Annotated in this window: 13 protein-coding genes; 3 read left to right on the plus strand and 10 right to left on the minus strand. The window is 63.1% G+C overall.

Annotated elements, in window-relative coordinates; all coding sequences use genetic code 11:
* Window positions 1–191 precede the first annotated feature (191 nt).
* The 6 genes from bcsC to bcsR form a co-directional block, all read right to left on the minus strand.
* Entirely contained in the window at window positions 192–3,665 is a 3,474-nt protein-coding gene (gene bcsC, locus J9788_RS17610; protein WP_182265641.1) for a cellulose synthase complex outer membrane protein BcsC, read from the minus strand.
* Window positions 3,647–4,759, minus strand: a complete 1,113-nt coding sequence (gene bcsZ, locus J9788_RS17615) for a cellulose synthase complex periplasmic endoglucanase BcsZ (protein WP_080350234.1) — start codon at window positions 4,757–4,759, stop codon at window positions 3,647–3,649. Before bcsZ ends, bcsC begins: the two co-directional genes overlap by 19 nt.
* Window positions 4,760–4,764: 5 nt before the next feature.
* Window positions 4,765–7,071: a cellulose biosynthesis cyclic di-GMP-binding regulatory protein BcsB gene (gene bcsB / locus J9788_RS17620; protein WP_046898821.1), complete on the minus strand. Its 2,307-nt coding sequence runs from the start codon at window positions 7,069–7,071 to the stop codon at window positions 4,765–4,767.
* Window positions 7,072–7,133: 62 nt separating this feature from the next.
* Window positions 7,134–9,737 carry a UDP-forming cellulose synthase catalytic subunit gene (gene bcsA / locus J9788_RS17625; protein ID WP_182265640.1) on the minus strand — a complete coding sequence of 868 codons (2,604 nt, stop codon included), beginning with the start codon at window positions 9,735–9,737 and terminating at the stop codon, window positions 7,134–7,136.
* Window positions 9,734–10,474 (minus strand): cellulose biosynthesis protein BcsQ, encoded by a 741-nt coding sequence (bcsQ, locus tag J9788_RS17630; RefSeq protein WP_033645054.1) that lies wholly within the window; start codon window positions 10,472–10,474, stop codon window positions 9,734–9,736. Before bcsQ ends, bcsA begins: the two co-directional genes overlap by 4 nt.
* Window positions 10,475–10,477: 3 nt before the next feature.
* On the minus strand, window positions 10,478–10,669 hold the full coding sequence (bcsR, locus tag J9788_RS17635; protein WP_182265639.1) for a cellulose biosynthesis protein BcsR: 192 nt from the start codon (window positions 10,667–10,669) through the stop codon (window positions 10,478–10,480).
* Between the two features lie 189 nt (window positions 10,670–10,858).
* Between bcsR and bcsE the strand changes: the two genes are divergently transcribed.
* Genes bcsE through bcsG form a run of 3 tightly spaced genes read left to right on the plus strand, consistent with a single transcriptional unit; the run spans window position 10,859 to window position 14,272 of the window.
* Window positions 10,859–12,427, plus strand: coding sequence for a cellulose biosynthesis protein BcsE (gene bcsE, locus J9788_RS17640; RefSeq protein ID WP_182265638.1), 1,569 nt, complete (start codon window positions 10,859–10,861; stop codon window positions 12,425–12,427).
* Entirely contained in the window at window positions 12,414–12,620 is a 207-nt protein-coding gene (gene bcsF / locus J9788_RS17645; protein WP_033645228.1) for a cellulose biosynthesis protein BcsF, read from the plus strand. Before bcsE ends, bcsF begins: the two co-directional genes overlap by 14 nt.
* The gene (gene bcsG, locus J9788_RS17650) at window positions 12,617–14,272 is read left to right on the plus strand and encodes a cellulose biosynthesis protein BcsG (RefSeq protein WP_033645057.1); all 1,656 of its coding nucleotides are present in this window, start codon (window positions 12,617–12,619) and stop codon (window positions 14,270–14,272) included. The genes bcsF and bcsG overlap by 4 nt, the downstream gene beginning before the upstream one ends.
* A gap of 295 nt (window positions 14,273–14,567) precedes the next feature.
* Here bcsG and dppF read toward each other — a convergent pair whose 3' ends face one another.
* Genes dppF through dppB form a run of 4 tightly spaced genes read right to left on the minus strand, consistent with a single transcriptional unit; the run spans window position 14,568 to window position 18,483 of the window.
* On the minus strand, window positions 14,568–15,557 hold the full coding sequence (dppF, locus tag J9788_RS17655; protein WP_015376237.1) for a dipeptide ABC transporter ATP-binding subunit DppF: 990 nt from the start codon (window positions 15,555–15,557) through the stop codon (window positions 14,568–14,570).
* Window positions 15,554–16,534, minus strand: coding sequence for a dipeptide ABC transporter ATP-binding protein (gene dppD / locus J9788_RS17660; protein ID WP_033645058.1), 981 nt, complete (start codon window positions 16,532–16,534; stop codon window positions 15,554–15,556). The genes dppF and dppD overlap by 4 nt, the downstream gene beginning before the upstream one ends.
* A 15-nt stretch (window positions 16,535–16,549) precedes the next feature.
* Window positions 16,550–17,452: a dipeptide ABC transporter permease DppC gene (gene dppC, locus J9788_RS17665; RefSeq protein WP_033645059.1), complete on the minus strand. Its 903-nt coding sequence runs from the start codon at window positions 17,450–17,452 to the stop codon at window positions 16,550–16,552.
* A gap of 11 nt (window positions 17,453–17,463) precedes the next feature.
* Window positions 17,464–18,483 carry a dipeptide ABC transporter permease DppB gene (gene dppB / locus J9788_RS17670; RefSeq protein WP_033645060.1) on the minus strand — a complete coding sequence of 340 codons (1,020 nt, stop codon included), beginning with the start codon at window positions 18,481–18,483 and terminating at the stop codon, window positions 17,464–17,466.
* Window positions 18,484–18,612 lie beyond the last annotated feature (129 nt).

The following is an 18,612-nucleotide window of genomic DNA, read 5'->3' on the forward strand; positions in this document are numbered from 1 at the left end:
GGCTGACTCTCACCCGCCCCCTCGAACCGGGCTGAGTATACTCGATCATCGGCTGTTTTTATCCGGCTATGCCGCAGGCATAACCAAGAAAATCGCGGGTTTCAGTCTTTTCCTAGAGCGAACAAACACGACCCGGACACAGGGTAACAAAACTCCCCGGTGTCCGACACTCTGAATCTCTCTCCTCCCGGTTACTTGAAGTCGGCATACGGCGTCAGCGGCTGCGGCGGCAAATCGAGGTCCCCCTGCCAGCCGGCCAGAGAATAACGCAGATAAATCAACGCGTGGCTCGGCGTATAGTTCTTCGCCTGCTGAATATCGATGCCGGTGCCGAGCGTCCAGTGCGAACTGAGACGGCGTTCGACGATCGCCCGCAGGGTATAACCGACGCCGCTCGAGGCGCTGCCGTCCTCGACGGCGAACTTATCAGGCAGTGAATCCGGGATCAGGCCTTGCAGCGGATAACGGCGCTGGCTGTCGGTTTTCGAATGCGACAGCGAAACCGAACCGCCCAGCTCCCACGACCAGTTCTCAGTGCGCTGACGATAGTTGACCGGCAGCGACAGCGACAGATATTGCTGCGGGCTGTAATAGCCGCCCTGTCCCAGCGAATAGCCGCTCAAGTCTTTCTGGTAGTGCCACAGCATGGTATTGAGCCCAACGCTCAGGCGGCGATTGTCTTCGTTGATCAGCTTGTAGTAATAGCCGGCCATCAACCGCTGCCGCTGGTTGTCCGCCACGTTCTTGCCGGTGATCTGGTGCGCGCTGAGATCGGCCCACACGCCGTTCGCCTCGCCGCGATCGTAGCTGGCGCTCAGGCTGACGCCGGTGGCGCGCACGCCGCCCCAGGTAGTGCCGGTATTCGGATCCTTGGCGCCGCCAAACGCCAGCAACGAGCTGGAGATCGGCCGCCGCGAGGCCGCCAGCGTCCAGCCGATGTGGTTCCAGTCGCCGCTGTAGGCCAGGCCGCCGCTCCAGTCGACCACCTCGAAGCCCATCGGCGTCGTGCCGATATCGGCGGCCCAGCGATCGTTTTTCCAACCGGCCGCCACGCTGGTGCCGGTGGTTTTCTGGTGTTCATCGCCGCGGCACCCTTGCGTGTGGCAGGTGCCGAAGGTTTCGTAGTATTTGCCGCTGCCGTCGGTCGAGAAGCGGCCGGCATCCAGCTGCACGGTGTCGGTGCGCAAGAAGGCGCGCCCGTCATACAGCGGCATATCCACCTGCAGCATGGTGTCGTGCGCGTTGAAGTCGGAAATGCCGCCGGTGCCGCTCGAGCGCCAGTAATCGTGATCGAGCGTGACGTTCACGTCTTGCTGTCGATACAAATCCGCGGCATCGGAGCGGATGCCGCGTTTCAGCCAGTCGTCGCCCGGATTATTGCGCGTCAAATAGGTGTAGCTGTCATTGTCCTGCGGCAGCGTCGGCGTGATGCCGCCGGCCACCATCGCCTGGCGGTAATCCTGCTGCGCCCGCTCAGGCTGTTGCTGAGCCCGCTCCAGACGGGCGGCGTCGCGGTAGATCAGCGCCTTGGTCTGCCCCGCGGGTTCTGAAGTCGCCGCCGTTTTCAGTCGGTCGAAGATAGCGGTAGCCTGCTGCGCATCGCCGACCGCGCCCCAGGCATTGGCGACCCGCCGTTGGCTGTTGAGCGAAGCGTCTTGCGGCTGCGGTTCGGTTTTCAGCCGCTGGCGCGCCGCTGCCAGATCCCCTTGCGCCACATAGGCTTCGATCTCGCCCAACTGCGCATCCGGATTGTTCGGTTCACGGCGTTTCACCCGCTGATAGTCGTCCAGTGCCGCCGCATACTCCCCGCGCGCCAGCGCCCAGTCGGCGAGCAGCAAGTCAATGCGCGTGTCCGCCGGCTGCCGGCGCAGATAGGCTTCCGCCGCCGGTTCGTCACCGGCCGCCCGCAGCCCTTCGGCATGCGCGATCGTCGCCTGCATTTTCAGCCGCTGCGCCAGTTCGCGCATGTTGTCGTTCCACTGCGCCGCCGGCAGCGTATTGAGCTGCATCAGTGCCTGCCGGTCGCGATCGCTGCCGGAAAGATAGAGCGCATAGGCGTAGACCAACTGCGGATTGGCGTGCTGGCGCTGCGCCAGCTGCCGGAATAAGGCGTCCGCCTGCTGCGGCTGTCCGGCCTGGCGCAGCGCCTGGGCATAGCGGTAGGTCAGCCAGACGTCGTCGGGATCCAACGGCTGGGCGCGGCGATAGATTTCCGCCGCCTGCCGCCACTGTTGTTGCGCCGCTAACGCCTCCGCCTGCTGTTTCAGCATATCGAGCCGCAGCCCATCGAGAGTGCTGCGCAGCTTGGCCTGCTGGTTGCCTGGCAGCTCATTAAGGTAGGCCAGCGCTTTTTCCGGCGACTGGCGCTGATAGATATTCACCAGACCGCGCAGCGCGCTGCCGTTACCGGGATCGCGCCGCAGCGCCTGCCGATAAAACCCTTCCGCCGCGGCGTCATCCTTGCTCGCCACCGCCACATCGCCCAGGCCGATGAACGCGTCGCCGTCGCTGTCGTCGAGCTGACGCGCCTGCTGATATTTCTGCCTGGCCAGCGCGAGATTGCCGGCCTTGAGCGCTTTGTCGCCCTCGTCGATCGCCAGCCAGTAGCCGGTGCTCTTGATCAGGCTTTGCCACTTGCCGCTGTCGTAGCCGTTCTTGTCGGCTGCCAGCGCCTGGCGAAACAGCTTCAGCGCTTGTGGGCGATTGCCGGCGCGCGAATAGGCCTGGCCGAGCGCGCCCAGCACCTCGGCGTCGTTCGGCGTCGCCGCCAACGCCTTTTGCAATTCCGGAATGGCCGCCCGGCTGCCGCCTTTATCCACCTGCGCCAGGCCACGCACCCGCGCCTGATAGGCCGGATCGGCCAACAGTTTCTGCTGTCTGGCCAGCTCTTCGCGGGCGCTGGTCGCCTGATCGCCGGTGTCGAACACGCCGAGGAAACGGTTGAGCGCCGCCACGCTCTGCGCGCTGACCGGCATCGCTTTGACCTTGTCCAACCACAGATCGGCGGCATCGCCGCGCCCGGCCGGATCGGCGGCGATCTTCTGCAGCAGTTCATAGGCCTGCGCGTCCTGATGCTGGCTGAACAGCATGCGCGCCAGCGACATGCGCAGCGCCACGTTGCCGGAATATTGCTGATCCAGCGCCTGCAGCTGCTTTAACGCCTTCGCCTCCTGCCCCGGCAAACGCGCCACCAGCCGCCAGTATTCCACCGCCAGATCGAGCGTCGGCGGCTCACCGTGGAACAGCGCATCGTACTGCGCCTTGGCCTCCGGCAACCGGCCGGCGGTCGCCATCAGGCGGGCCTGCTGCAGCTTTTGCCGGGTTTCCGGCTGGGTCAGCAGCATGTTCATTTGCGCCTGGCGATAAGCGCTGGACTGCGGCGCGAGGGTTTTCAGCTTGTCCAACTGCTGCTGCGCCAGCGCCATGTTGCCCTGCCGCAGCGCCAAACGCATGCGCGCGGCGATCACGTCCGGGTTGTTCGGATCCATCAGCTCAAGCCGGTACAGCGACTGGCGCACCAGATCGTCCTTGTTGCCGGCCTCGCCAATGCGCACCTGCTCCAGCAGCCACTGCTCCGGCGCCACGGCCTCCGCAGCGCGCGCCTGCGGCAGCATCGCCAGACTCAGCGGAATCAAATTCAGCCAGTTTATTTTGAAGTTGTGCATTGGCCGTCCCACGAGGGTTGCAATTCACCCTGACGATTAAAGCGATAACGTTGTTGATCCCACCCCTGGCCGAACAGCGTCAGCGAGGCGCTGAAATAGGCGTCGTCACCCGGCGGGTGTTCGCCGATCCGTTGCCGCTGGGCCGCCAGCGCGTCGGCCTGCGCCGCCAACATCGGCAACATCGCGGCGGAAAAGCCGACCGGGCCGTCGCCGGTGGTTTTGCCGCTGGCGGTATCGGTTTTCTCCGGTGGCACGCCCTGGCTGGCGGTGAGCTGCGCCATCGGCTGGAAGCGTTTGAGCAGCGCCGCCTTGTGTTCATCGTCGTCCGCCAGCATGCCGGCCCACAGATAGACCCGAATGGCGTCGTAGCTGCCGACGTTCGGCTTGACGGTGTCCGGCTGCCAGCCGGCGCCGACCCGCCATACCACCCAGTCCGGCGAGAAGCCGTGCGGCGCGCTCTCCAACCACAGCCGCTGATTGATCTCGCGCATCGCGCGCCACGGGCCGTTCAGCGCCGCAAAACGCGTCAACAGCTGCGGCGGCAGGTAGCTGGGGTTCAGCCGCCAGCGATCTTCCGCCACGAACCCGACTTTGCCCGGCAGCAGCATCAGCCCCAAGCCGGGGATGTCGGCCACTTCCTCGCGGCCGATGCGCTGCAACAGCAGCGTCCCCAGGGTTTGATAACGCCGGCTTTTCCACAGGCGGCCGGCTTCGAGCAGGTTATAAGCGATCCACAGATCGGCGTCCGACGCCGAGTTGGCGTCCAGCACCTTCCACTGCTTGTCGTCGCCCTCGCCCCACAGCCAGGCGGGTAAACGGGCGCTGAGATCGCCCGCCGCCAGGTTGTTCTCCGTCCAGGTCAACAGCTGGTCGAAGGTCGGCCGGTCATTGGCCACCAGGGCGAAGAACAGGCCGTAACTCTGCCCCTCCGACGTGGTGATTTTGTTCGGGCTGCTCGGATCGATCACCCGCCCCTGCGGGCTGATGTAGAACTGCTTGTACTGTTGCCAGCCCGGCCATTCGCAGGCCGCCGCCGCGCTGAAAGCGCACAGCATCAGCATGCCGAGCGACAGGCGTTGCAGCATCGCGTTCACCGCCGTCAATCCCGATCTTCAGGCGCCAGACGCCGCCGGCTGAAGGCCTTCAGGCCGCGCCACAGCATCAGCCCCAGGATCACCACCAGCACCACCGCGAGCACCGCCAGCAGGACCGGATGGGTGGAGAGGGCATACCAAAGCCGCTCCCACCAAGGCAGGTGGCCGACATAGTAAACATCGCCGACGCGCAGGCTGTTGACCCCCGATTCGCGGATCACCGCCACCGAGCCGAACACCGCGGCGCGCTTGCCGCTGTCCAGCAGGGCATTGTTCAGCAGCTCATAGCCGCGCGGGCTGTCCGCCAACAGCGCCACGATGCTGCGCTGGTCGTTGAACGGCGACTGCACGCCAATGATCGCCGACATCGCCCCCTCGGAACTGACGGTGGTCTTGCTGTCCGGCCGAGTATCCTCCGCCAGCACTTCCGAGCTGGGCAGCGGCGGCTGACGCGTCGGCTGTTTCACCCAGCTTTGGGTCGCGTCCACCAGCAGGCTGATTTTCTTGTCGTCGCGCAGCGCCTGCGGAATGGTGCCGACCATCAGGATATCGTCGTCACGATCCTTGGCCTGAGACCAGTCGTCGCTCAGCGTGAAGGCCAGCGCCGGGTAGCCGGTTTGCGCGCCGATCACGCCCAGCGCGTTCAGCAGCGCGCTGACCTGCGCCGGCTGAGGGTTCTGGTTCACCAACACCAGCGTTTGCGACAGATCCGCCAGGCGGCTGAACGGGAAGCCGGCGTTGGCGAAGGCGCGTAGATCCGGCATCGCCATAAAGTGGCGGTAGCCGGAGAAATCGATGGTGGAAGCGCCATCGATCACCGCGTGGTTTTGCGTGAAGGAGTAGGTTTCGCAGCGCCCTTCCGCGCCGCTGGCCAGCAGCGTGGTGTAGTCGAAATCAAAACGCAGCTGGTTGGTAGCCCCGAGCCGCAGCGCCGGGATGCTGACGTTCTTGTCGGAATCGAGCAGCCCCTGCGTCAACGGCAGGCGCAGCAGCTGCGCGCCCTGCTCGTGTTCCGGCACCAGCGAGTAAGCCTGCACAAACTGGTTGTTCAGGCTGACGCTCAGCCGCGAACCGTCCTGAATGCGCGGCGCGGTATAACGATACTTGAGGTGCATGTCGATGCCGGTGCTGCGGATCAGGAACAGATCCGGCGGCAAGTTCATGGTCAGCGAAATCGGGCCGGGCTCGATGCCGCTGGTTTGCAGCTGTTCGGCGTATTGCTGCAGTTCGGCGAAGGTCATCGGCCGATCGGTGCGCACCCAGTTCGGCGCGTCGTAAGGCTGGCGCGGCGCCAGCTGTTCCACCTTGTCCACCGTCACGTTCTGGCCGCGGAACAGGATGTCGCCCTGCGCGATGCCTTTCACCGCGGTGATCAAATCGTTGTCGTCGCGCCCCTGAATCAGCAGCAGTTTGACGTACGGATTGTCGGGATGGCTGATCATTTCCACCGTCGGGCCGTTGACCGCCGGGTAATCGCGCAGGAAATCCGGGCGCTGCTTATTGGTGGCGAACACCACCGCGTGCTGCGTCGGCAGCGCGTTGTACAGCGTCGGGAAGGATTGCCCGCGCCACTGCGCCTTACTGCCGAACCAGGAAGCCAGAATGCCCGCCGCGCGCTGTTGGGCCAGATCCGGCTGGCCGGCGAACACCATCGGCAGCGTCAGCGGCCGATTGTCGCGGCTGTCGAAGAACGGCTCAGGGAAATGCGACAGCTCGTTTTTCACCGGCAGCGTCTGGAAGCGCAGCTTCAGCGCGCTGGATTTGCTGACGTCGAGCCACAGCGAAGTGCTGGCCGGGTTTTCGCAGATGTTCTGATAATGGCCGACGAACACCAGCCGGACGCGGTTAAAATCGGTGATATAGCGCGGATCGATCGCCATCTGGATGCGATTGGGCTTGCCCAACTGCTCCTTGGCGATCGTGGTTACGCCCATCAGCTCGTCGTTCAGGTAGACCTTGACGTGCGACTCGACCGGGATCAGCGCCGGCGACGGCGTAAATTCCAGGTCGAGCATCGCCTGCGAGACCACCTCATCGCTGCGCACGCCGAATTCGATCTGCCCGTCCGGCCGGGTGCCGCGCAGAACAAAGGTGCCCGGCGGCGGCGCTATCTGCGCGAACGGCAGCGACACGTCGCGCACCGGCGCATTCGGATCCTGCGGCGCGGCGGCCGGCGGTGGCGCGGTCGCCGTATCGGCCGCCGCGGCGATCGGCGGCTGGGCCGCCACGGTCGGCGCGGTGGCGGTTTCGGCCTGCGACAGGGTGCTGATGCCTAAGGCCAGAGCAGTTAACCAGGTTATTTTTCTCGTCATCGTATCATCATCAATGTTGGAGCCTGTTCACCGGGCGAGTGAGCGGGCGGTTGAACTCGCAGCTAACCCACGGTTTCTTGTTGACCCAAGGTCGGATCCCTGCCGACGCCGCGCGGAATAAACGACACTACCCAGGCGGTCAGCGACGTGACCCCGACCAGCAGACCGCGCACCAGCGGCGGCGCGTAGTCCGCCATGCGCACATAGCCGCGGAAGCCCAGCGCCAGCACGTCGCGCAGGCTTTCTATCGGCCGGTCTTCAGGGAACCCGTCCTGCCACAGCGCCCAGGTATCGGCGCGGGCGAAGGTGCACTGAATAAAATCGATGTGTTCACGGGTGCCGAGATCGAGCAGGCGCACCCCCACCTTGTTGCCGAAGGCGCGCGTCACCACGCAGGGGAAGCTGTATTCCTGCTGGCCACGTTTGAGCAGCAGCGAGGCCTTGTCGCCCTCTTTCAACGTGTCCGCCACCCGCATCTCGATGCCCACGCCGCCATCGGAGTAATCGCGCAGCGTGCAGGGGTAGAGGTGGCCGTCGGCACGCGCGATCGCCGCCGGCATGGCGATCTCCACGCGGTGCGCCTGACGCACCTGTTTGGCTTCCACCGCCACCGCCACCGCGCCGCCGAGAATGGTCATGTTGTACAGCACCCACACCAGGCTGATGATCACCGTCATCACCTCGTCCGTCGGGCCATAGGCCAGCCGCCAGGCGCCGAACGCCAGCCCGGCGAGGTTAAGAACCACCAGGAACATGTAAGGCCGGGTGATCACCCAGTCGACGTGCTCCTCCTCCACCAGCCCGCCCTTGGCGGTCACGTTGAATTTGCCCTTGTGCGGATTGAACAGCGCCACCGTCGTCGGCCGCGCGATATACCAGGCCAACACCGTTTCATAGATTTCGCTCCAGAATGAATGGCGATATTTCCCCTGGATGCGCGAGTTGGTCAGGCTGGCGTGGATCATGTGTGGCAGCACGTAAAGCGCGATCGCCAGCGCCGGCGCGAAGATGATGTAGGCATGCAACAGCAAAAACGCCAGCGGCGCGGTGAGGAAGATCAGCCGCGGAATGCCCGACAGGAAGTGCAGCATGGCGTTGGCGTAGCACAGGCGCTGCGCCAGTTTCAGCCCCTTGCCAAGCAACGGGTTGTCGAGCCGGAAGATCTGCACCATGCCGCGCGCCCAGCGAATGCGCTGGCCGATGTGCGCCGACAGGCTTTCGGTCGCCAGCCCGGCGGCCTGCGGAATGCGGATATAAGCCGAGGTATGCCCGCGCCGGTGCAAGCGCAGCGAGGTATGGGCGTCTTCGGTGACGGTTTCCACCGCGATGCCGCCGATTTCGTCCAGCGCGCTGCGGCGCAGGATGGCGCAAGAGCCGCAGAAGAAGGTGGCGTCCCACATGTCGTTGCCGTCCTGCACCAGCCCGTAGAACAAAGTGCCCTCGTTGGGCGTCTGACGGAAGCGGCCAAGGTTGCGCTCGAACGGATCCGGCGAGAAGAAGTGGTGCGGGGTCTGCAGCATCGCCAACTTTTTGTCTTTGAAGAACCACCCCATGGTCAGCTGCAGGAAGGAGCGCGTCGGGACGTGGTCGCAGTCGAAAATCGCCACGAACTCGCCGGTGGCCTGCTTCAGCGCGTTGTTGATGTTGCCGGCCTTGGCGTGTTCGTGAGTCGGCCTGGCGATGTACTTCACTCCCACCTCGGCGGCGAACGCCCGGAACTCGGGGCGATTGCCGTCATCAAGGATATAGATGTTCACTTTCTCTTTCGGCCAGTCGATGCCCAGCGCCGCATAGATGGTGGGCTTCACCACCCCGAGGTCTTCGTTGTAGGTCGGCACCATCAGATCGATGGTCGGCCAGGTGGCGCTGTCTTCGGGCAACGGCACCGGCTGGCGGTTAAGCGGCCAGATAGTCTGGAAATAGCCCAGCACCAACACCACCCAGGCGTAGGTTTCCGCCACCAGCAACAGCAGGCCGCAGACCAGGCTGAGCGGATCGTCCCAGTTCAGCGTGGCGGTATAGCGCCACCACAGGTAACGGCAGGAGACGGTCAACGACAGCACGATCAGCATCAACGCAGGCAAGCGCCCCGGCACCCGGCGCACCACCATCGCGATCCCCCACAGCAGCAGAACGAACACGAACTGCGCCGACAGATCGAACGGTTGCGAGATGCACAGCATGGCGAGGATCGCCGCCAGCACGCCGACCAGAATGAACAGCGCGCGCCGTAATCCGCGGTTCATGCGGCCGAGTCGCTCTACCGAGCGCTGTTCCACGCCGGCGTTTTTCAGCCGCTGCGGCAAGCCCTGCAGCCAATCGGCATAGCGCTGCTGCAGCCGCCGCCAACCGGCGAAATAATCGCGCTGCACCGGCGCGCGGCCGCTGCGGAACAGCAGCAGCCACAGCCCTTGCAGCAGATAGCGCAGCGCATCCGCCGGACGCGGACGTTCGGCAGACAGGTGCGGGAACCAATAAGCGCGGCCGGCGCGCACGCGCCGCCAGGCCGGTGACTCCAAACGCAGCAGCATCCACCCCAGCGCCACCAACAGCGTAGTGAAAAAGGCGGTCAGCGCCGACGCCCCGCTGCGGCGATAGGCGCGGTAGCGCGCCTGCACCGCCTGACGCACCGGCGGCACCAGCAGCAGGCTCAGCACCCGACTCATGGCGCAATGCCCCGTTTGAGGTTGATCAGGCACCAGTTGGCCAGCGTCAGCACTTCATCCGCCGCCAGGCTCTCGGGGCGGTACTCGCCCAGCGGCTGTTTGGCCGCCAGCGCTTCCGCCAACGCTTCATCGCGGTGGATAACCACCGGCAACAGGCCGCTCAGCGTTTGCAGCCACAGCTGATGCAAATCCTGCTGCAGCCGGCTGGCCGAAGAGTAATGGTTAATCAGGAAATGACTTGCGTGCGGCAGCGCCTGCTGATGGAGCCGTACCTGGCAGTTGGCGTCGGGGTTCAACAGCACGAACACGCTGTCGGCCAGTTGCAATGCCTGCTGCGCCAAAACGCCGTCCCCGACCGGAACATCCAGCAGGATCCAGCGCTGCGGATCGCCGGCCATCAGCTGACGCAAATTATCGCGCCAGCGATCGGGATGCGCCTGACACCGATGTTGCACTTCCAGCCGTTCCGCCGCATTCAGGCGGCCAAACGGTAAAAAGTCGAGGTTTTCGCAATAGCGCAGCGCGCCTTCCCGCCAACCGCCGCCATCCTGTTCCGCGCGTGCCCAGCCGCGCGCCAGTTCGAACGGCGTATTGAAATGCAGGCGCAGCAGATTATCCGGCGTAAAGTCTATCGCCAGCACCGACTCGCCAAGCTGGCGCAACGCCCAGGCGAGCGCCGCCGTGACTGACGTCGTCCCCATTCCACCCCGTAACCCTTGCAGCGCAATCGCCGGCATAGATCAGTGGCTCCCCGCGTTCTGCGCCAATTCGGCCAGCAGCGGCCAGCGCGTCATCATTTGCGTTAACCGCTCCTGCCGCGAAATATCGACATAGCTTAATTTTGGTAATGAAAAAGCCTGGCTGAGCGCCTGCAGGTCATCCTGGCTCTCCTCCGGCGCCGCTGCACGAAAATGGCTGAGTGCGTTATTCATTCTTCCGCCTTGGCGAAAATAGGCTATGTTAATTAACTATAGCAACGATACAAAAAGAGACAGGCAATAAGATGATTCTCAACAAATATTATTGAAGAGCATCGGAGATTTGTTATTGCCAGCGTAAAAATGGCTATCTTTAAATATAAACGCCTTTAGTCGGCTTTCAACGAAAGTAGAACACATCCTATGGCGCACTCTTTTTCTCTAGGCATTCGGCAGATTTGGGAAGAGCTGTCGGTGATGCAGGCCCCCGGGCTTTATTGGATCAATATCGACAGGCAAAGCGACGCCGCGCTGTTGTGTCGCCAGGCCATCGCCGCCCAGCCGGCCACCCACAAAGTCGCCCTGATCTGCAGCGGAGACAAGCCCGATCGCCTGCTGGCCGAGCTGGCTGCGCCCGCTTTGCAGAAGCTGCCGCTGTATCAACTACCGGAGAAAAAAGCCGCGCTGGCGCAGTTGAGCGACGATCTGATGCGCGCCCTGCGGCCGCAAAACCGCTTACTTATCCTGCTGGCCCACGCCAGCCTGTGGCAAACCTTCACCACCGAAGAACTGCGCGAATGGACGCGCACCCTCGCCGCCTGGCTGCGGCGGCAGGGGTGTACGCTGTTGATCCTCAGCCACGGCGGCGGCATCAATAAGCTCAAAGGGCAGCTCAGCACACAGCACCGCATCCTGAACGGCCTGTCCAGCCTGCAATGGCAGCAGGACAGCGCGCAATACCTGGTGAACTGGTGGAGCACCGAAAACGGCATCAACGCCAATCAGCTGCTGACGCTGTATGCGGCGGAAGGCGGTTGGCAGGGCGAGGATGAAAATAGCCAGCCCTCCCCCACCGCCTTGCGCAGCGACGAAGGCCAGTATCTGGCCGAGCGCAGCATCCTGGAAGGCGCGCCGCCGCTGTCCGCCAACTGGCAGCTGTTGGAGAACAACGACGAACTGGCGCAGCACGGCATGCTGAGACTCTCGGCGACGTTGATTTTCGCATTGTATCAAAGCGACCAAATCGATCATCTGGCGCACCAGATCCACACCCTGCGCCGCAGCCGCGGCAACGGCCTGAAAATCGCGGTGCGCGAGATGAGCGCCAGCCTGCGCTACAGCGACGAACGGCTGCTGCTGGCCTGCGGCGCCAACCTGATCGTGCCGCACGTCGCGCCGCTGTCGCGTTTTCTGACCATGCTTGAAGGCATCCAGGGGCAGCGCTTCTCACGTCACGTGCCCGCCGACATCGATGCGCTGCTGGCCGGGCTGCGTCCGCTGCAGCTGAAAGGCTACATGCGGCCGGAACCGTTTAGCCAAGCGGTGCTTTCGCTGATGGCCAACACCTTGCTGCCCGAGGACGGCAAAGGCGTGATGGTGGCGTTGCGCCCGGCCACCGGCCTGCGCGCCGAACAGGCGATGACCCTGTGCCACCTGCGGCGTTTCGGCGACGTGATGACCGTGGTGCAGGGGCGCCTGGTGCTGTTCCTCTCCACCTGCCGCATCAACGATCTGAACACCGCGCTGAAGTTCATCTTCCGCCTGCCGGTGGATGAAGCCTTCAGCAACCGGGTGGTGTGGCACCAGGATGTCGATATCATCTCGGAAATCAAACGCATGGCTCAGGGGCGCTGGCAGCTTACCGCCACCGGCGCCGCGGGCGTCGCGCCGCCGCCCCCCGTGGTGACGGCCGCAGAGCCCGCAGAACGCCGCCAGCCGATCGCTTTCACGCTGCCGCTTGGCCCGCAGGAGGAAAAGCATGCTGAACCTTAACGACATCCTGCAACTGATCTTGCTGTGCGCGCTGGTCTTCATTCCGCTGGGCTACGCCTTTCACCGGCGTTTTCCGCATTTGCGTCAATACTGGCAAAACCTGTTGTTATCGCCGCGCTATTTGAAATCCGCCGGTTTATGGGTGCGCACAGGCTCATCCTCCCAGATTAAACGTCATAAGAAGCAGCCATGAATCCAAACTCAAATACGCAATCCGATAACGCTCTGTGGCGCTACTGGCGCGGGCTGGGTGGCTGGAACCTCTACTTTCTGGCGAAATTCGCCCTGCTGTGGTTCGGCTACCTGAATTTCCACGCGCTGCCGAACCTGGTGTTCATGGCCTATCTGCTGATGCCGATCCCCTCGCCGCGGCTGCACCGCTGGCGCCATTACCTCGCCATCCCGATCGGCATCGCGTTGTTCTACCACGATACCTGGCTGCCGGGCATCAACAGCATTCTCAGCCAGGGCTCTCAGCTGGCCGGCTTCAGCGCCCAGTACCTGCTGGAGCTGGTCAGCCGCTTTATCAACTGGCAGATGGTCGGCGCCGCCTTCGTGTTGCTTATCGCTTATCTGTTCGTCGCCCAGTGGGTGCGCGTTACGGTGTTCACCGTGGCCGCGCTGGTGTGGCTCAATATCGTCAACATCGCCGGGCCGGCGGTCTCACTGCTGCCCGCCAGTTCCACGGCTGCCGCCGGCGGCGCCGGCACGCCGGCCACGGCCGCGCCGACGGCAGGAGATAATGCGCCCGCAGACAGCCTGCCGCCGACCAGCGCCAACCTGACGGCCTATCTGAACCAGTTCTACGAGCGGGAAAAAGGCCGCGCCACCGCGTTCCCGGCCACTTTGCCCGCCGACGCCCAACCGTTCGATCTGTTGGTGATCAACATCTGCTCGCTCGCCTGGGCCGATATGGAGGCGGTCAACCTGCAGAATCATCCGTTGTGGTCGAAGATGGATATCATGTTCGACAGCTTCAACTCGGCCACCGCCTACAGCGGCCCGGCGGCTATACGGTTGCTGCGCGCCAGCTGCGGCCAGCTTTCGCATCACGATCTGTACCAGCCGGTGAACCAGCAGTGTTACCTGTTCGACAACCTGGCGAAGCTCGGCTTCAAGGAACAGCTGATGCTCGATCACTCCGGGGTGTTCGGCAACTTCCTGAAAGAGCTGCGTGAACAGGGTGATATGCAGGCGCCGCTGATGTCGCAGGCCGGCGTCGGCAACGAGCTGACGTCGTTCGACGGCGAGCCGATTTATAACGATCTGGAATTGCTGACCCGCTGGCTGGATCAGCAGCAAAAAGCCGGAGACGCCCGCACCGCCACCTTCTTCAACGTCATCCCGCTGCACGACGGCAACCGCTTCGTCGGCTCTAACAAGAGCGCCGACTATCAGCCGCGCGCGCAGAAGCTGTTCGATCAGCTGAACACCTTCCTCGATCAGCTGGAAAAATCCGGCCGCAAAGTGGTGGTAGTGATCGTGCCGGAACACGGGGCGGCGTTAGTGGGTGACAAGATGCAGATGTCCGGCCTGCGCGATATCCCCAGCCCGAACATCACCCATACGCCGGTCGGCATCAAACTGATCGGCATGAAGGCGCCGCATCAGGGCAGCCCGCTGCAGATCAAAACCCCGAGCAGCTATCTGGCGCTGTCGGAGTTGGTATCACGTCTGGTGGACGGCAAAGTCTTCAGCGAATCCAGCGTCGACTGGCAGGCGCTGACCCAGGGGCTGCCGCAGACGCCGGTCATCTCCGAAAACGACAACGCCATCGTGATGCAATATCAGGGGAAACCTTACATTCGCCTGAACGGCGGCGATTGGGTGCCTTATCCGCAATAAGCGCGGCCTTATCGACCCAAAGCACGCCGACGGCGTGCTTTTTTATTTGTTTTTTATAAAAAAACAGTGAAGCCGCTCGACCGACAGAATGTAATTAACAACAAACCTTTAAATTCTATTATTCGATTATTATTTTCATGCGAAGATTCTTAAAAAAATAACGACAGGCCGATTTACAGCAACAAAGTCATGAAATATCGGGTGCTGAAGATAGTTTAATGATTAACCCGTTGATTGAATAATAAAAAACGCCGGCGTTAAGCCGGCGTGGGTTTATGCGGTGAAATCCGACGCTTTACGCCCCCGGATGTTCGTCCTGATCGACCGCAAAACAGGCCACCATCTGCTCACCGTACTGCTTCAGCTGCGGCTGCAGTTGTACGCAGGTGCCGAAGGCGCGGCGGCAGCGGGCATTGAATGCGCAGCCCGGTGGCGGGTTCATCGGGCTGGGCAGTTCGCCGGTCAGCTTGATGCGCTCGCGGCGCATATCCGGGTTCAACCGCGGCGTCGCGGACAGCAGCGCCTGAGTGTACGGATGGCGCGGGTTGTTGAAGATCGCCTCTTTGCTGCCCTTTTCCACGCAGCGGCCCAGGTACATCACCATCACTTCATCGGCGATGTGTTCCACCACCGACAGATCGTGCGAGATGAACACGTAGGACAGCCCCAGCTCCTGCTGCAGATCCATCATCAGGTTCAGCACCTGCGCGCGCACCGACACGTCCAACGCCGACACCGGCTCATCGGCGATCACCACGTCCGGATTCAACATCAGCCCGCGAGCGATGGCGATACGCTGACGCTGGCCGCCGGAGAACATGTGCGGATAGCGATCGTAATGCTCGGTCTTCAGGCCGACCTTCGCCATCATCTCCAGCGCTTTTTCCCGCCGTTCGGCGGCGCTGAGCGAGGTGTTGATCAACAGCGGCTCCTCGAGGATCTGCCCGACCTTCTTGCGCGGGTTGAGCGATCCGTAAGGATTCTGGAACACGATTTGGATCTTCTGGCGCCGCAATTTCTCGGCGGAAACGTCCGGCTTCAGCAGATCCTGTCCCTGGTAGTACAGCTCGCCGCCGGTCGGTACTTCGATCATCGTCAGCAGGCGGCCAAGCGTGGATTTGCCGCAGCCCGACTCACCGACCACCGCCAGCGTTTTACCGCGCTCCAGAGTGAACGACACGCCGTCCAGCGCCTTGACCAGCCGCTCCGGCGCGAACAGGCCCTTTTTCACCGGGTAATGCTTTTTCAGGTCGATCGCCTGCAGTAAAGGTTGATTCTGGCTCATACGGTCGGCCTCCCCGCATCATCCAGCGGTGTGTGACATTTAACCTGACGGCCGGGAATGCTGCGCAGTTCCGGCTCCTCGTTACGGCAGCGCTCGTTGGCGTACGGACAACGCGGATTGAGCAGGCAGCCGGTCGGGCGATCGTATTTGCCCGGCACCACGCCCGGCAGCGAAGCCAGCCGCGCCTTGTCGGCGGCGAACTCCGGCAGCGCGCGCAGCAGCGCCTGGGTGTACGGGTGGCGCGGCGCGCGGAAAATCTCCGCCGCTTTGCCGGATTCCACCACCTGGCCGGCGTACATCACGATAATGTGATGCGCCGCTTCCGCCACCAGCGCCAGATCGTGGGTGATCAGCAACAGCGCCATGTTCTCGCGCTGCTGCAGGTCCAGCAGCAGTTCGATGATCTGCGCCTGGATGGTCACGTCGAGCGCGGTCGTCGGCTCATCGGCGATCAGCAGCTTCGGCCGACAGGCAATGGCCATGGCGATCATCACGCGCTGACTCATGCCGCCGGAAAGCTGGTGCGGGTACACGTCCAGCCGCGAGGCCGGATCGGGAATCCCCACCTGCGTCAGCAGGTCGATAGCGCGCTGGCGGCGGGTGCGGCGGTTGCCGCCCTGATGCACCTTCAGCGCCTCCATAATCTGATAACCGACGGTGTAGCACGGGTTCAGGCTGGTCATCGGATCCTGGAAGATCATCGCCACTTCGGAGCCCACCAGCTGGCGGCGCTCTTTTTCGGAGATCTTGCGCAAGTCCTGGCCGTTAAACTCCAGCTTGTCAGCCATCACTTTGCCGGGAAAATCGATCAGGCCCATGATCGCCAGCGAGCTGACGGATTTGCCGGAGCCGGATTCACCGACGATGCCGACCACCTGACCTTGATCCACGCTGTAACTGATGCGGTCTACCGCGCGGAACGGGGTGCCTTCGTCACCGAAGTGCACCGAAAGCTTGTCTACATTCAATAACGCCATCTCTCTCGTCCTCTGTTACTGCTTGAGTTTGGGGTCGAGAGCGTCACGCAAACCGTCCCCCATCAGGTTGAATGCCAGCACCGTCAGCAGGATCGCCAGGCCGGGGAAGGTCACTACCCACCAGGCGCTTTGCGCGAACTGCAACACGTCGGAGAGCATGGTGCCCCACTCCGGCGTCGGCGGTTGCGCGCCCATGCCCAGAAAGCCGAGAGCGGCCATGTCGAGAATGGCGTTCGAGAAACCGAGAGAAGCCTGAACGATCAAGGGCGCCAGGCAGTTAGGCAGAATATTGACGAACATCTGACGCAGCGCGCCGGCGCCCGCTACTCTCGAAGCGGTGACGTAATCGCGGTTCACCTCCGCCAGCACCGCCGCGCGCGTCAGACGCACATAGTGCGGCAAGGCGACGAAGGTGAGCGCCAGCGAGGCGTTGACGATCGACGGTCCGAATACCGCCACCAGCACCAGCGCCAGCAGCAGGCTCGGCAGGGCCAGCATGATGTCGACGACGCGCATGATCACCGCGTCCACCGCGCCGCCGAAGTAGCCGGCCAGCAGGCCGAACACCACGCCCATGACCAGCGACAACACCACCACCAGACAACCGACCAGCAGCGACAGCCGTGCGCCGTACATCAGGCGCGACAGCACGTCGCGGCCCACGTCGTCGGTGCCCAGGATGTATTGCCAGCTGCCGCCCTCCTGCCACACCGGCGGCTTGAGCAGCGCGTCGCGGAACTGGTCCGCCGGCGCATGCGGCGCCAGCACCCCGGCGCCGAGCGCGATCACCAGCATCAAAACGATATACACCAGGCCGACCACGGCCCCTTTATTGCGCTTGAAATAGTGCCAGAACTCCTGAAACGGGGTCATCGGCTTCGGCGCACCTTTAACTGCAGACTCAGTGATTTGAGACATGAGAGCGCCCCTTATTTCTTGTGGCGAATACGCGGGTTGACCACGCCGTAGAGCACGTCTACCAGCAGGTTAACCAGAATGATCATACAGGCGACCAGCAACACCCCACCCTGCACTACCGGGTAATCACGGCGCTGCAGCGCGTCGATCAGCCAGCGGCCCAGACCCGGCCAGGAGAAGATGGTTTCGGTCAGAATGGCGCCGGCCAGCATGGTGCCGACCTGCAGCCCGATCACCGTCACCACCGGCAGCAGCGCGTTGCGCAGCGCGTGAACGACGATCACCCGCATGCGGCTCACGCCCTTGGCGCGCGCGGTGCGGATATAGTCTTCGCCCAACACCTCTAGCATCGAGGAGCGGGTCATGCGCACGATCACCGCCAGCGGGATGGTGCCCAGCACGATGGCCGGCAGGATCATGTGCATCACCGCATCGATAAAGTCGCCCGGTTCGCCCCATATCAGGGTGTCTATCAGCATGAAGCCGGTCAGCGGGTGGCTGTCGTCGAGGAATACCGTGTCGCTGATGCGCCCCGACACCGGCGTCAGGTTAAGCTGCACCGACACCAGCATGATCAGCATCATGCCCCACCAGAAAATCGGCATCGAATAGCCGGTCAGCGAGATGCCCACCGCGGTATGGTCGAAGACCGAGCCGCGTTTGACCGCCGCCAGCACCCCGACCGGGATGCCCACCAGCACCGCGAAGATCATCGCGCACAGGCCCAGCTCCAGCGTGGCCTGAAAGCGCGGAACGAACTCGCTCCAGACGGAGATGCGGCTTTTGAGTGAGGTGCCCAGATCGCCGTGCAGCACGTTGGACACATAGGAGAAGTATTGTTGATAGAGCGGCTTGTCCAGCCCCATTTCCGCCATCAGCTGCGCGTGGCGCTCGGCGGAGATACCGCGTTCCCCGGCCATGATGGTCACCGGGTCGCCGGGGATCATATGGACGAATGCAAAAGTCAGCAATGTAATGCCGATAAACGTTGGGATAACTAACCCCAAACGTCGGAGTATGAACTGCAACATATCCCGAACTCTCTGTATCAATGCCCGGCAGCTCATCGTCCGCCAGGCTTATTAACGCTCACATGCCTTTGAACGATCCAACGGCCATACGCCGGAGACTGGTCAGCAGAGGCGCAAACCTGTTGCGCC

The organism is Serratia sp. X10, from assembly GCF_017811775.1.
GTDB classification, from domain to species: Bacteria; Pseudomonadota; Gammaproteobacteria; order Enterobacterales; family Enterobacteriaceae; genus Serratia; species Serratia ureilytica.

Coding starts and splice junctions, on each gene's coding strand:
- bcsC (WP_182265641.1), bottom strand. CDS start 3,665: ATGCACAACTTCAAAATAAACTGGCTGAATTTGATTCCGCTGAGTCTG.
- bcsR (WP_182265639.1), bottom strand. CDS start 10,669: ATGAATAACGCACTCAGCCATTTTCGTGCAGCGGCGCCGGAGGAGAGC.
- dppC (WP_033645059.1), bottom strand. CDS start 17,452: ATGTCTCAAATCACTGAGTCTGCAGTTAAAGGTGCGCCGAAGCCGATG.
- bcsA (WP_182265640.1), bottom strand. CDS start 9,737: ATGAGTCGGGTGCTGAGCCTGCTGCTGGTGCCGCCGGTGCGTCAGGCG.
- bcsB (WP_046898821.1), bottom strand. CDS start 7,071: ATGACGAGAAAAATAACCTGGTTAACTGCTCTGGCCTTAGGCATCAGC.
- dppB (WP_033645060.1), bottom strand. CDS start 18,483: ATGTTGCAGTTCATACTCCGACGTTTGGGGTTAGTTATCCCAACGTTT.
- bcsE (WP_182265638.1), top strand. CDS start 10,859: ATGGCGCACTCTTTTTCTCTAGGCATTCGGCAGATTTGGGAAGAGCTG.
- bcsG (WP_033645057.1), top strand. CDS start 12,617: ATGAATCCAAACTCAAATACGCAATCCGATAACGCTCTGTGGCGCTAC.
- bcsQ (WP_033645054.1), bottom strand. CDS start 10,474: ATGCCGGCGATTGCGCTGCAAGGGTTACGGGGTGGAATGGGGACGACG.
- dppD (WP_033645058.1), bottom strand. CDS start 16,534: ATGGCGTTATTGAATGTAGACAAGCTTTCGGTGCACTTCGGTGACGAA.
- bcsF (WP_033645228.1), top strand. CDS start 12,414: ATGCTGAACCTTAACGACATCCTGCAACTGATCTTGCTGTGCGCGCTG.
- dppF (WP_015376237.1), bottom strand. CDS start 15,557: ATGAGCCAGAATCAACCTTTACTGCAGGCGATCGACCTGAAAAAGCAT.